The sequence below is a fragment of the Pseudomonas sp. Cab53 genome (assembly GCF_018325965.1).
GTDB lineage: Bacteria > Pseudomonadota > Gammaproteobacteria > Pseudomonadales > Pseudomonadaceae > Aquipseudomonas > Aquipseudomonas chlororaphis_E.
In genome coordinates this window covers 2762767-2775387 of record NZ_AP021902.1, presented here as the reverse complement: position 1 = coordinate 2775387, position 12621 = coordinate 2762767, and the positions used below count along the sequence as shown (strand labels likewise).

11 protein-coding genes and 1 pseudogene are annotated in these 12621 nt (G+C 62.7%); 9 read left to right on the top strand and 3 right to left on the bottom strand.

Going from position 1 to position 12621, the window contains the following annotated elements; genetic code table 11:
- Positions 1-126: 126 nt before the first annotated feature.
- A protein-coding gene (locus KI241_RS12150) for an IS3 family transposase (RefSeq protein ID WP_144419424.1) occupies positions 127-1274 on the top strand; the annotation gives its coding sequence in 2 pieces (ribosomal slippage) (positions 127-382 and positions 382-1274; 1149 coding nt in all).
- A 544-nt stretch (positions 1275-1818) separates the two neighbouring features.
- On the opposite strand, the gene KI241_RS12145 is transcribed toward KI241_RS12150, so the two are convergent.
- From KI241_RS12145 to KI241_RS12135, 3 genes and pseudogenes are all read right to left on the bottom strand, one after another.
- Complete coding sequence (locus tag KI241_RS12145) at positions 1819-2616, bottom strand: transglutaminase family protein (protein WP_042728221.1); 798 nt, start codon at positions 2614-2616, stop codon at positions 1819-1821.
- Positions 2613-3564 (bottom strand): annotated as a pseudogene (locus KI241_RS12140) (alpha-E domain-containing protein). Before KI241_RS12140 ends, KI241_RS12145 begins: the two are co-directional and overlap by 4 nt.
- A gap of 3 nt (positions 3565-3567) precedes the next feature.
- Positions 3568-4977, bottom strand: a complete 1410-nt coding sequence (locus KI241_RS12135; protein WP_042728219.1) for a circularly permuted type 2 ATP-grasp protein — start codon at positions 4975-4977, stop codon at positions 3568-3570.
- Positions 4978-5602: 625 nt separating this feature from the next.
- On the opposite strand from KI241_RS12135, the gene KI241_RS12130 reads away from it, so the two are divergent.
- The 8 genes from KI241_RS12130 (at position 5603) to KI241_RS12095 (ending at position 12508) form a co-directional block, all read left to right on the top strand.
- Positions 5603-6193 carry an amino acid synthesis family protein gene (locus tag KI241_RS12130; protein ID WP_212803753.1) on the top strand — a complete coding sequence of 197 codons (591 nt, stop codon included), beginning with the start codon at positions 5603-5605 and terminating at the stop codon, positions 6191-6193.
- 45 nt (positions 6194-6238) lie between these two features.
- Positions 6239-7072 (top strand): alpha/beta fold hydrolase, encoded by an 834-nt coding sequence (locus KI241_RS12125; RefSeq protein ID WP_042728217.1) that lies wholly within the window; start codon positions 6239-6241, stop codon positions 7070-7072.
- On the top strand, positions 7069-8550 hold the full coding sequence (locus KI241_RS12120; protein WP_042728216.1) for an aldehyde dehydrogenase: 1482 nt from the start codon (positions 7069-7071) through the stop codon (positions 8548-8550). Before KI241_RS12125 ends, KI241_RS12120 begins: the two co-directional genes overlap by 4 nt.
- A 12-nt stretch (positions 8551-8562) precedes the next feature.
- Positions 8563-9048 carry a flavin reductase family protein gene (locus KI241_RS12115; protein ID WP_042728215.1) on the top strand — a complete coding sequence of 162 codons (486 nt, stop codon included), beginning with the start codon at positions 8563-8565 and terminating at the stop codon, positions 9046-9048.
- Between the two features lie 207 nt (positions 9049-9255).
- A complete protein-coding gene (locus KI241_RS12110) occupies positions 9256-10731 on the top strand; it encodes an NAD-dependent succinate-semialdehyde dehydrogenase (RefSeq protein ID WP_212803752.1) in 1476 nt (491 codons plus the stop codon).
- Entirely contained in the window at positions 10728-11132 is a 405-nt protein-coding gene (locus KI241_RS12105; RefSeq protein ID WP_042728213.1) for a carboxymuconolactone decarboxylase family protein, read from the top strand. Before KI241_RS12110 ends, KI241_RS12105 begins: the two co-directional genes overlap by 4 nt.
- A 58-nt stretch (positions 11133-11190) precedes the next feature.
- Entirely contained in the window at positions 11191-11943 is a 753-nt protein-coding gene (locus tag KI241_RS12100) for a GntR family transcriptional regulator (protein WP_042728212.1), read from the top strand.
- A 1-nt stretch (position 11944) separates the two neighbouring features.
- Positions 11945-12508, top strand: a complete 564-nt coding sequence (locus KI241_RS12095) for an NUDIX hydrolase (protein ID WP_042728211.1) — start codon at positions 11945-11947, stop codon at positions 12506-12508.
- Positions 12509-12621: the final 113 nt, after the last annotated feature.

Genomic DNA, 12621 nt, shown 5'->3' with positions numbered 1-12621 from the left:
TTTAATTGTGGGAGCGGGCTTACTCGCGAAGGCGGTTTGTCTGGGCCGACGATGTTGGCTGGGTGAGCTGGTCTAATAGCCCCGGACACCTCAATGGGTGAAACTACACTCATTGAGGAATATTCCATGACTAAGAAGTACAGAAAATTCGACGCCGAGTTCAAGCTGAAGGTCTGCAAGATGGTTGTTGATCAAGGTCTGAGCGTGAACTCGGTTTGTACCGATTTAGGCCTGAGCGATACCGCCGTGCGCCGCTGGGTTCAGCAGTATCAAACCGAGCAGTCGGGCGGTACGGGGATTGGCAAACCATTGACCAGCGACCAGCAGCGTATTCGCCAGCTTGAACAGCAAGTCCGCGAACTGAAGACGGATAATGACATATTAAAAAAAGCTACGGCCTTCTTTGCCCGCGAGTTGAAGTGATCCACCAGTTGGTTCACCAAGTCCAATGCAAGGCCTACCCGGTGGCGCGTATCTGCCGGGTGTTGCGGATCAGTCGTTCGGGGTTTTACGAAGCTCGTCAGCGGCGTTTGAAGCCAAAACCTGTGTGCTCGGTTTCCGCTCAGCTCAAGGCTGCCTTCGTGTCCAATGAACACTGTTATGGCAGCCGTCGTTTGGTGAAAGCGCTGCGTGACACTGGCGTCTCCGTTGGACGGAACAAGGTCCGCCGCCTGATGAAACAACAGGATTTGCGTCCGATTTGGAAGCGCAAGTTCGTTCATACCACTGACAGCAATCACAATTTTCCGGTGGCTGAGAACCTGCTCAATCGCCAGTTCAATCCCGAGCGCATCAACCAGTCGTGGGTCGCTGACATCACCTACATCCGTACCCGCAGCGGCTGGCTGTACCTGGCGGCCGTCATGGACCTGTACTCACGCAAAATCGTGGGCTGGGCCATGGCACCCCACATGCGAGCAGAGTTGGTATGCAGTGCGATGCAACTGGCCATCGCGCAGAGACAACCTGAACCGGGCTTGATCGCTCATTCGGATCGAGGCAGCCAGTATGCCGGTACGGATTACCAGAACTTGCTGACGCGACATGGAATGCGTTGCAGCATGAGTCGCAAGGGCAACTGCTGGGACAATGCGGTCATGGAGCGCTTCTTCTTGAATCTGAAGATGGAGCGTGTTTGGCGCAAGGATTACGCCAACCATGGCGAAGCGATCAAAGACATCACGGACTACATCGTGCGGTTCTATAACGGAAGGCGAATCCATTCATCCTTGGGCTATTTGCCGCCCAATCAGTATGAGCGGCAAGCAGCCTGAAAAACACCGATTGAGGTGTCCGGAAAAAATTGACCACCTCAGGGACGGCGTCTTCGCGGGCAAGCCCGCTCCCACAGGGGGATCTTTGACTGGCGCAGGTTTTGTGGACATGTCCCAATTTAATTGTGGGAGCGGGCTTGCTCGCGAAGGCGGTTTGTCTGGGCCGGTGATGCTGGCTGGGACGACCTCTTCGCGGGCAAGCCCGCTCCCACAGGGGGATCTTTGACTGGCGCAGGTTTTGTGGACATCCCCCATTTAATTGTGGGAGCGGGCTTGCTCGCGAAGGCGGTTTGTCTGGGCCGGTGATGCTGGCTGGGACGGCCTCTTCGCGGGCAAGCCCGCTCCCACAGGGGATCTTTGGCTGGCGCAGGTTTTGTGGACATGCCCCATTTAATTGTGGGAGCGGGCTTGCTCGCGAAGGCGGTTTGTCTGGGCCGATGATGTTGGCTGGGACGGCGTCTTCGCGGGCAAGCCCGCTCCCACAGGGGCTTTGACTGGCGCAGGTTTTGTGAACGCCCTGCTCGCGATTCAGTGGATCCCTCGTCTATTGATGTTGGACTTGCACCATCGAGTTCACCTGCACTCGGGCCTGCATGTGTTCCGCCCCGCCACCGCGACGCATGCCGCGTACAGGGCAGGCGTCGAGGTAGTCCAGGCCGACGGCCAGTTTCAGGTGACGGTCGGGGCGGGTCAGGCGGTTGGTGATGTCGAAGCTGTACCAGCCATCGTCCAGCCAGGCCTCGGCCCAGGCATGGCTGGCCAGGTGATGTTCATCGTCGGTGCACAGGTAGCCCGAGACATAGCGCGCCGGAATTCCCAGGCTGCGGGCGCAGGCCAGGAATGCATGGGTATGGTCCTGGCACACCCCCGCGCCACCGGCGAAGGCTTCCGCCGCCGTACTGTTCACCGCCGTGGTGCCGAGGCTGTAGGGCATTCGCGTGACCAGCCCGTCCATCAAGTCGGCCAGCGCCGCACGGTCGCGGCGCCCGGCACATTGCTCAAGGGCGAACGCACTGAGGGCCTCGTCGGCGAGCGTCAGCCGGCTGGTACGCAGGTACGGCAGCGGTGACTGGTCATCGGGTTCCTTTTCCACCGACTGATCGATTTCCACCTCGCCATAAGCGCTCAGCACCAGCGCGCCGTGGGGTTCGTCCATGGTCATCACGTGCAGGATGTTGCCGTACGGGTCGAGCTGGCTGCGCACCAGGCGCGGCAGTTCCAGGTGCCACTCCAGGATGCGCTGGCGCGGGGTGTCCCGGGGCGTCAGGCGCAGGAACTGGATGCTGGTGCAGACTTCATCGGCATAACGGTAAGTGGTGTCGTGGCGTATGGACAGTTTCATACGACCTCCAGGTAAGACTCATGAACGGTCTGGCCCAGGTGGCGCACCTGGCCAATAAGGTCGGTCAGCCATTGATGCAGGCCCGATGCGAGGATCTCGTCGATTCCCGAATAGCGCAGGCGCGCATGCAACTCCGCCGCCAGACGCTGGGCTGGCCGGCCGTTGTGGCCCGGCAGGCTGGCGAGGATCTGGTCCAGTTCCTCGATGCAGGCCAGCAACAGAACGCGGGACATCGGCACGCAGCAGCAACATCTCCGATACCTGCTCGGCATTGGGCGCATTACGGTAGATCTCGTTGAACGCCTCGAACGACGACAACGCCCGCAGCAAGGCGCTCCACTGGTAGTAACCACGGGCCGAATTGTCGCTGACCTCCTCCGACTCCTCGCCGAACATTTCGTAGCGTGCATCCAGCAGGCGCAAGGTGTTGTCCGCCCGCTCGATAAAGGTGCCGAGACGAATGAAGCTGTAGGCGTCGTTGCGCATGATGGTGCCCGACGTCGCGCCGCGGAACAGGTGCGAGCGCTCCTTGACCCACTCGCAGAAATGGCTGATGCCGTAGCGGCCCAGGCCGTTGCTGGCGATGTTGCGCATTTCCAGCCAGGTGGCGTTGATGTTCTCCCACATGTCGGCGGTGATTCGTCCGCGCACCGCGTGGGCATTGGTCCGTGCGGCCCGCAGGCAACTGTAGATGCTGCCGGGATTGGTTTCGTCCAGGGCGAAGAAATGCAGCATGTGCTCGCTGTTGAGGGCGTCATAGCGCGCGTTGTAATCGTCCAGGGTGCCGGCGGCCAACAACGACATGGCCAGCTCGGCGTGCCCGTCGCCGCGCCCGGCCTGAGGCATCAGCGACAGCGAATAACTGACTTCGAGCATGCGCGCCAGGTTCTCGGCGCGCTCCAGGTAACGGGACATCCAGTAGAGGTCCGAAGCGGTTCTTGAAAGCATGTCTTAGTCCTCCACGACCCAGGTGTCTTTGGTGCCGCCGCCCTGGGACGAATTCACCACCAGCGAGCCTTCGCGCAGTGCCACGCGGGTCAGGCCGCCGGGCACCAGGCGGGTTTCCTTGCCCGACAGCACGAACGGACGCAAGTCGATGTGCCGGGGCGCGATCCCGCTCTCGACAAAGGTCGGGCACGTGGACAGGCTCAGGGTCGGTTGGGCGATGTAGGCTTCGGGTCGAGCCTTGAGGCGAGCGCGGAAGTCCTCGATCTCCGCTGCCGTGGCGGCCGGCCCCACCAACATGCCGTAGCCGCCGGAACCCTGGGTTTCCTTGACCACCAGGTCCGGCAGGTTGGCCAGTACATGGGACAGGTCCTGGGGCTTGCGGCATTGCCAGGTCGGCACGTTCTTCAGGATCGGCTCTTCGGTGAGGTAGAAGCGGATCATCTCGTCGACATAGGGGTAGATCGACTTGTCGTCGGCGACGCCGGTGCCGACCGCATTCGCCAACACCACATTGCCGGCACGGTAGACGGCGATCAGCCCTGGCACCCCCAGCATCGAGTCGGGGTTGAACGACAGCGGGTCGAGGAAGGCATCGTCGAGACGGCGATAGATCACATCCACCTGCTGCGGGCCTGCCGTGGTGCGCATGTACACGTGGTCGTCGCGCACGAACAGGTCGGCGCCCTCCACCAGTTCCACGCCCATTTCCCGGGCCAGGAACGCGTGTTCGAAATAGGCGCTGTTGAAGCGGCCCGGGGTTAGCACCACGGCAGTGGGGTTGTCCAGGGGGCTGGAGCGCTTGAGGGTATCGAGCAACAGGTTCGGGTAATGATCGATGGGGGCCACGCGCTGGGCGGCGAACAGCTCGGGGAACAGGCGCATCATCATTTTGCGGTCTTCGAGCATGTAGCTCACGCCGCTGGGCGTGCGCAGGTTGTCTTCCAGCACGTAGTAACTGCCGTCACCGTCGCGCACCAGGTCGACCCCAGCGATGTGGGCGTAGATGCCCCGGTGCAGGTTCAGGCCCTGCATCGCGATCTGGTAACCCTCGTTGGCGAGCACCTGCTCGGGCGGGATGATGCCTTCCTTGAGGATGCGTTGGCCGTGATAGATGTCGGCCAGGAACATGTTCAGGGCCTGGACCCGCTGAATGCAGCCGCGTTCGACGGTCCGCCATTCGCTGGCCTTGATGCTGCGGGGGATGATGTCGAAGGGGATCAGCCGTTCGGTGCCCTGCTCATCGCCGTAGAGGGTGAAGGTGATACCGGCGCGGTGAAACAACAGGTCGGCTTCGCGCCGGCGTTGTTCGAGCAATTCGTGGGGCGTGTCCGCCAGCCAGCGTGAGAAGGCCTGGTAATGCGGGCGGCAGTCACCCTTGGCGTCATACATTTCATCAAAAAAAGCGTGGGGCATAGCCAACTCCCAGCCGCGTTCTACACGGCATTTCTTATCACTGCGTCATTCCAATGGTTCGGCCTTGCCTGGTTTTAATCAGCCCCTGTTTCTGCGAGCCCCTCTAATTGCAGCGGTCTCTGAACTGGCCTTTGCGTCTGGATGACGAGCGCCCCCTGGTTGAATCTGCGCGGTAATGGGCTCCTTGGGGTTTAGTCCTCTTGCGGTGGTTGCTGGATGAACCTTAGCAATCGCTGTGCCTAACCGGTTTTGGCGGGGAAAACCTGGGCGAATGTTCGCTAATGCGAAGGTGATTTGCGTGGTGCGGGTCGAAATCCGGCCTGCGGGGATGAAACGTTCAGCTCCTGCCGTCGGTGTGTCGCCTGGAACGGGTCGAATAGGTGCAATACGACGGATAACCAGCGCTCGTTGCACCGAAAGAGGGACATTATTTCCAGAGGATAGTCGGCCTTTGGCCTTTTTGTGGCCGCGAAGCCTGTTGTTACAGATTGCCCCTCACCGTGCACCCTCCCCGATCCCTCCTTTTGTCGCCCCTTGGAAACATTCTGAACGCCACCTCTTGCGCTTACAGTATTATGGTATACCATCATACGCACAGACTTCCTTCCCTCCTATGGAGCAGCTCATGAGTTTCGAAATTCGCAAGATCGTCAGCTATGTCGAAGAAACCTTCATCGAAGGCGGCAAGGCCACGGATAAGCCGGTGACCATGGTCGGGTTGGCGGTGGTCATGAAGAACCCGTGGCTGGGCCGTGGTTTTGTCGAGGACCTGAAGCCGGAGATCCGTGCCAATTGCTCCGACCTCGGCGCGCTGATGGTCGAGCGTCTGGTGGGCATCATCGGTGGTGCGCAAAAGATCGAAGCCTACGGCAAGGCCGCCGTGGTCGGTGCCGACGGTGAAATCGAACACGCGTCCGCCGTCATCCACACCCTGCGCTTCGGCAATCACTACCGTGAAGCGGTCAAGGCCAAGAGCTACCTGAGCTTCACCAACAAGCGCGGCGGCCCGGGCACTTCGATCCAGATTCCGATGATGCACAAGGACGACGAAGGCCTGCGCTCGCACTACATCACCCTGGAAATGCAGATCGAAGACGCCCCGCGCGCCGACGAAATCGTCGTGGTCCTGGGCTGCGCCGATGGCGGTCGCCTGCATCCGCGTATCGGTAACCGCTACATCGACCTGGAAGAACAGGCCGCCGAGAATGCGCAGTAATCCAGCCTGGGCAACCACAATAAAAAAGGCATGCAGGAGCGCTCCATGATTCGGCTCACCGCTGAACTCACCCCGGCCGGCACCAGTTACCTGGCGACCGGCCAAGGCCAGCCCGTGGTACTGATCCACGGCGTGGGCCTGAACAAAGAAATGTGGGGCGGCCAAGTCGTCGGCCTGGCCACGAAGTACCGTGTCATCGCCTACGACATGCTCGGCCATGGCGCCAGCCCGCGTCCGCAGAACGGCACGTCGTTGCTGGGCTACGCCGATCAGTTGCTGGAGCTGCTCGATCACCTGCAACTGCCCCAGGCCACGGTCATCGGCTTTTCCATGGGTGGCCTGGTGGCCCGTGCGTTTGCCTTGCATTATCCGCAACGCCTGCAAGGCCTGGTGGTGCTCAACAGCGTGTTCAACCGCAGTGCCGAGCAGCGCGCCGGGGTCATCGCCCGCACCGCCCAGGCCGCGGAGCACGGCCCGGACGCCAACGCCGAGGCCGCCTTGTCGCGCTGGTTCAGTCGCGAATACCAGGCAGCCAACCCGGCGCAGATCGCCGCGCTGCGCCAGACCCTGGCGCAGAACGACCCGCAAGGCTACCTGACCACCTACGAATTGTTCGCCACCCAGGACATGTACCGCGCCGACGACCTGGGCAGCATCCAGGTGCCGACGTTGATTGCCACTGGCGAACTGGACCCGGGCTCGACCCCGGAAATGGCCGAGCAACTGGCCGCGCGCATTCCCGGTGCCGACGTTGCCGTGCTCCCCGAGCAACGGCATATGATGCCGGTAGAATCGCCGCGCCTGGTCAATCAGTTGCTGCTGCAATTTCTCGACAAGGCGTACGCCCGACCCAATCCAATCAAGGGGATCGTTGCATGACTCTCGCACGCTTTTCGATGTGCATCGGCGGTGAATGGGTCGATGCCTTGTCCGGCAAGACTTTCGAAAGCCTGAACCCGGCGCTCGCGCAAGCCTGGGCCGAACTGCCCGACGCTGGCGAAGCCGATGTCGAGCGTGCCGTGCAGGCGGCGCAGACCGCCTTCGACAGCCCGGCATGGCGCGGCCTGACCGCCACCGCTCGCGGCAAGTTGCTGCGGCGCCTGGGCGACCTGATAGCCGAGAACAAAGAACAACTGGCCCAGCTGGAAAGCCGCGACAACGGTAAGTTGATCCGCGAAACCCGTGGCCAGGTCGGTTACCTGCCGGAGTTCTTCCACTACACCGCGGGCCTGGCCGACAAGCTCGAAGGCGGCACCCTGCCCCTCGACAAACCGGACCTGTTTGCCTACACCGTGCACGAAGCCATGGGCGTGGTCGCAGCGATCATCCCCTGGAACAGCCCGCTGTACCTGACCGCGATCAAGCTGGCCCCGGCGCTGGCCGCCGGCAACACCATCGTGATCAAGCCTTCCGAACACGCCTCGGCGACGATCCTGGAACTGGCCCGCCTGGCCCTGGAAGCCGGGATCCCGCCTGGCGTGGTCAACGTCGTGACCGGCTACGGCCCGAGCACCGGCGCGGCACTGACCCGTCACCCGCTGGTGCGCAAGATCGCCTTCACCGGTGGCGCGGCCACGGCCCGTCACGTGGTGCGCAGCAGCGCCGAGAACTTCGCCAAGCTGTCCCTGGAACTGGGGGGCAAGTCGCCGAATATCATCTTCGCCGACGCCGACCTCGACAGCGCTATCAACGGGGCAATCGCGGGTATCTACGCGGCCTCGGGGCAAAGCTGCGTGTCCGGCTCGCGGCTGCTGGTGCAGGACGAGATCTACGACGAGTTCGTCTCGCGGCTGGAGGAACGCGCCAAGCGCATCCGCCTCGGCAATCCGCAGGACGACGACAGTGAAATGGGCCCGATGGCCACCGCGCAGCAACTGGCCGTGGTCGAAGGCCTGGTGGCCGATGCCATCGCCGAAGGCGCGCGCCTGCGCTTCGGTGGCAAGCGTGCGCAGCAGCTGGGTGACGGCTGGTTCTATGAGCCAACCCTGTTCGAATGCGACCGCAATTCCATGAAGATCATGCAGGAAGAAGTCTTCGGCCCGGTGGCCTCGGTCATCCGGTTCAAAGACGAAGCCGAGGCCCTGGCGATTGCCAACGACTCGCAGTTCGGCCTCGCCGCCGGCATCTGGACCCGCGACCTGGGCCGTGCCCATCGCCTGGCCCGTGACGTGCGCTCCGGGATCATCTGGGTCAACACCTACCGCGCGGTCTCGGCCATGGCGCCGATCGGCGGCTTCAAGAACAGCGGCTATGGACGCGAAAGCGGCATCGATTCGGTGCTGGCCTACACCGAGCTGAAAACGGTGTGGATCAACCTTTCCCAGGCTCCCATGCCTGACCCGTTCGTGATGCGCTAGGAGTCCTGAGAAATGATCGAACCCGGCATTTACAAAGAAGTCATGGGCTCCTTCCCATCCGGCGTCACCGTGGTCACGACCCTGGACCCGGACGGGAACATCGTCGGCATCACCGCCAGTGCGTTCAGCGCCCTGTCGATCGATCCGGCGCTGGTGCTGTTCTGCCCCAACTATGCCTCCGACACCTACCCGATCCTGCGCGACAGCAAGCAGTTCGCCATCCACCTGCTGTCCGCCGACCAGACCGCCGAAGCCTACGCGTTCGCCGGCAAGGGCAAGGACAAGGCCAACGGCATCGATTGGCACCTGAGCGACCTCGGGAACCCGATCCTGGCCAAGGCCACGGCGATCATCGAATGCGAGCTGTGGCGCGAATACGATGGCGGCGACCACGCCATCATCGTTGGCGCCGTGAAGCACCTGATCCTGCCCGAGCAGGCGGTCACGCCTATGATTTACCACAAGGGCAAGCTCGGCGCCCTGCCCGCGCTGGGTTGAACAGGCCAAGAGGGTCCTGAGCCGAACCTTGTTGTGGCGAGGGGATTTATCCCCGCTGGGGCGCGAAGCGGCCCTGAAGCTGCTGCCCCGGTGCGTCAGGTCAACTGAGCAGGCAGGTTTTGGGGCTGCTACGCAGCCCAACGGGGATAAATCCCCTCGCCACAGGGAGCCAGAAGTGACTTTTCTATCTTTATTTCAGGAGCCGGCATGAGCCCAGCAGCCTTGCAACTGTTCCGCCAGCAGGCCTATATCGACGGCCAATGGCTCGAGGCGCCCGATGGCGCTTGCCAGGACATTTTCAACCCGGCCAATGGCGAGTTGATCGGCCGGGTGCCGAACCTGGGCGCCGCCCATGCTCGCCAGGCCATCGCCGCGGCCAACAAGGCCTGGCCAGCCTGGCGCGGGCTGACCGCCAAGGCCCGCAGCCAGGCCCTCAAGCGCTGGCACGGGCTGATGCTTGAACACGCCGACGCGCTGGCAGAAATCCTCACCCTCGAACAAGGCAAGCCGTTGGCCGAAGCCAAGGGCGAGATTCTCTACGCCGCCAGCTTCATCGAATGGTTTGCCGAAGAAGCCAAGCGCATCTACGGCGACACCATCCCCAGCCACAAGGACGATGCGCGCATTGTGGTGAGCAAGGAGCCCATCGGTGTGGTGGCCGCCATCACGCCCTGGAACTTCCCTGCCGCGATGATCACCCGCAAGGCCGGCCCGGCCCTCGCCGCGGGCTGCCCGTGCATCGTCAAGCCCGCGCCGGAGACGCCGTTCTCGGCCCTGGCGATGGCGGTCCTGGCGGAACAGGCCGGGATCCCGGCCGGTATTTTCAACGTGATCACCGGCGACGCCGTGGCCATCGGCGCCGAGCTGACCAGCAGCCCGCAGGTGCGCAAGCTCTCGTTCACCGGCTCCACGGCCATCGGCAAGTTGCTCATGGCCCAGTGCGCACCGACCCTGAAAAAGGTCTCGCTGGAGCTGGGCGGTAACGCCCCCTTCATCGTGTTTGACGACGCCGACCTGGAACGGGCCGTGGACGGTGCGCTGGTCGCCAAGTTCCGCAATGCCGGGCAGACCTGCGTTTGTGTCAATCGCTTCCTGGTCCAGGACGGCATCCACGATGCCTTCGTCGCACGCTTGTCCGAGCGGGTGGCCCAACTGACCGTCGGCAACGGCTTCGAGGCAGGCGTGACCCAGGGCCCGTTGATCAACGAACGGGCCGTCGCCAAGGTCGAGGAGCACGTGCAGGACGCCCTCGCCCACGGCGCCCGGTTGCTTTGCGGTGGCGAACGGCATGCCCTGGGCCATGGGTTCTTCCAGCCGACGGTTCTGGCCGGCGTGACCCCGCAAATGAAAGTCGCCCGGGACGAAACCTTCGGGCCCCTGGCGGCGGTTTTTCGCTTCGCCACCGAAGCGCAAGCCGTGCAGATGGCCAACGACACCGACTCCGGCCTCGCCGCCTATTGCTACACCCGCGACTTGGGCCGCGCCTGGCGCATGAGCGAGGCGCTGGAGTACGGCATGGTGGGCATCAATGAGGGCCTGATCTCCACCGAGGTCGCCCCGTTCGGCGGGATCAAGACCTCGGGCCTGGGCCGCGAAGGCTCCCGATATGGCATCGACGATTACCTGGAACTCAAATACACCCTCATGGGTGGACTCCAAGACAGTGGGAGCATGGCGCGATGAGCAACGACAAGTACGAACAGGGCCTCAGGATCCGCACCCAGGTGCTCGGCGAGGCCTACGTCAAGCGCTCCATCGAGAACGCCGACGACTTCACCCGACCGTTGCAGGAAATGGTCACCGAATACTGCTGGGGCCATGTATGGGGGCGCGAGGGCTTGTCCCTCAAGGAGCGCAGCATGATCAACCTGGCGATGATCTCGGCGCTCAATCGCCCGCACGAACTCAAGCTGCATGTGCGTGGCGCCTTGCGTAACGGCCTGAGTCGTGAGCAAATACGCGAAATTTTGCTTCAGGTCGGTATCTATTGCGGCGTTCCCGCAGCGGTAGACAGTTTCCGACTTGCCCGTGAAGCCTTTGCCGAAGCCGACGCCGAGGCCTCCAGTCAACCTTCGGCTGTTTGACCTGACCGTGCAGATGTTGCCCGTTGGGCATGGACAGCCTTACTACAGAGCGGACCCCATGAAACGCCTGCCACTCGACGACAGCTTCAAGGTCAATCGCAACCCCGTTACCCTGCGCGAAATCGTGCTGGATAAATTGCGAAGCGCCATCATGAACTTCCAGCTTTTGCCGGGAGATCGCCTGGTCGAGCGTGACCTGTGCGATCGCCTGGGCGTGAGCCGCACGTCGGTGCGCGAAGCCCTGCGCCATCTCGAATCCGAAGGCCTGGTGGAATTCGCCGACGCCAAGGGGCCGCGGGTCGCGATCATCACCCTGGCCGACGCCGTCGACATCTATGAGCTGCGCTGCGTGCTGGAAGGCCTGATCGTCCAGTTGTTCACCCTGCGGGCCAAGGCCAAGGACATCAAGGCCCTCGAGCGCGCCCTCGAGGAAAACCGCCAGGCCCTCAAGGAGGGCGAGCTGCAACAGGTGATCGATTCGGTGCAGGGCTTCTACGACGTGCTGCTCGAAGGCTCCGGCAACCATGTGGCGGCCACCCAGCTACGGCAGTTGCAGGCACGCATCAGCTACCTGCGGGCGACGTCCGTGTCCCAGCAAAACCGCCGCGGCGCGAGCAACCAGGAAATGGAACGCATGGTCGAGGCGATCAAGAGCGGCGATCCGCTGGCCGCCCACCAGGCCTCGGTGGACCACGTGCGCGCGGCAGCCAAGGTGGCGCTGGAGTACCTCAAGCGCAAGCAGGAAGAAACCGGCGACATCCCCGAGATCACCGCGCCCATCGCCCTGAAAGAACCTCGCATAGGCCACTGACATGTTCAGCCCGAGCTTTTGTCCAAAGTGTGGCGGCAGTGACCTGAATCACCGCCTGCCAGCGGGCGATACCCATGAACGGCTGATGTGCGACGGCTGTGGCTACATCCACTACGTCAATCCGAAGATCATCGCCGGCTGCATCATCGAGCAGGACGGCAAGTACCTGTTGTGCCAGCGCGCCATTCCACCACGTCCCGGCACCTGGACCCTGCCGGCCGGGTTCATGGAAGGCAACGAGACCACCGAGCAGGCGGCGCTGCGCGAAGTCTGGGAAGAAACCGGCGTGCGCGCCGACATCGTCTCGCCCTACTCGATCTTCAGCGTGCCGAAGATCAGTGAGGTCTACATCATCTTCCGCGCCGTCGCGTTGGAGATCACCGGCCAGTTCGGCCCCGAAACCCTCGCCTGCCAATTCTTCGCCCCGCAGGACATCCCTTGGGACAGCATCTATTACCCGGCCATCCGGCAGATCCTCGAACGCTACATCGAGGAACGCCAGGCCGGCGTCTATGGCATCTACATCGGCAACGACGACAGCGGCAAGATCCACTTCATTCGTTGATCACCCTTGTGGAGCCCAGCCTGTGAAATCCTCTGTGGGAGCGAGCTTGCTCGCGATGGCGGTGAGTCAGTAGATGATTTTTTTCTGACCCACCGCCATCGCAAGCAAGCTCG

Excerpts from the sequence above, each read along its gene's own strand:
- KI241_RS12145 (WP_042728221.1), bottom strand. The coding sequence starts at position 2,616 with ATGAAACTGTCCATACGCCACGACACCACTTACCGTTATGCCGATGAA.
- KI241_RS12135 (WP_042728219.1), bottom strand. The coding sequence starts at position 4,977 with ATGCCCCACGCTTTTTTTGATGAAATGTATGACGCCAAGGGTGACTGC.
- KI241_RS12130 (WP_212803753.1), top strand. The coding sequence starts at position 5,603 with ATGAGTTTCGAAATTCGCAAGATCGTCAGCTATGTCGAAGAAACCTTC.
- KI241_RS12125 (WP_042728217.1), top strand. The coding sequence starts at position 6,239 with ATGATTCGGCTCACCGCTGAACTCACCCCGGCCGGCACCAGTTACCTG.
- KI241_RS12120 (WP_042728216.1), top strand. The coding sequence starts at position 7,069 with ATGACTCTCGCACGCTTTTCGATGTGCATCGGCGGTGAATGGGTCGAT.
- KI241_RS12115 (WP_042728215.1), top strand. The coding sequence starts at position 8,563 with ATGATCGAACCCGGCATTTACAAAGAAGTCATGGGCTCCTTCCCATCC.
- KI241_RS12110 (WP_212803752.1), top strand. The coding sequence starts at position 9,256 with ATGAGCCCAGCAGCCTTGCAACTGTTCCGCCAGCAGGCCTATATCGAC.
- KI241_RS12105 (WP_042728213.1), top strand. The coding sequence starts at position 10,728 with ATGAGCAACGACAAGTACGAACAGGGCCTCAGGATCCGCACCCAGGTG.
- KI241_RS12100 (WP_042728212.1), top strand. The coding sequence starts at position 11,191 with ATGAAACGCCTGCCACTCGACGACAGCTTCAAGGTCAATCGCAACCCC.
- KI241_RS12095 (WP_042728211.1), top strand. The coding sequence starts at position 11,945 with ATGTTCAGCCCGAGCTTTTGTCCAAAGTGTGGCGGCAGTGACCTGAAT.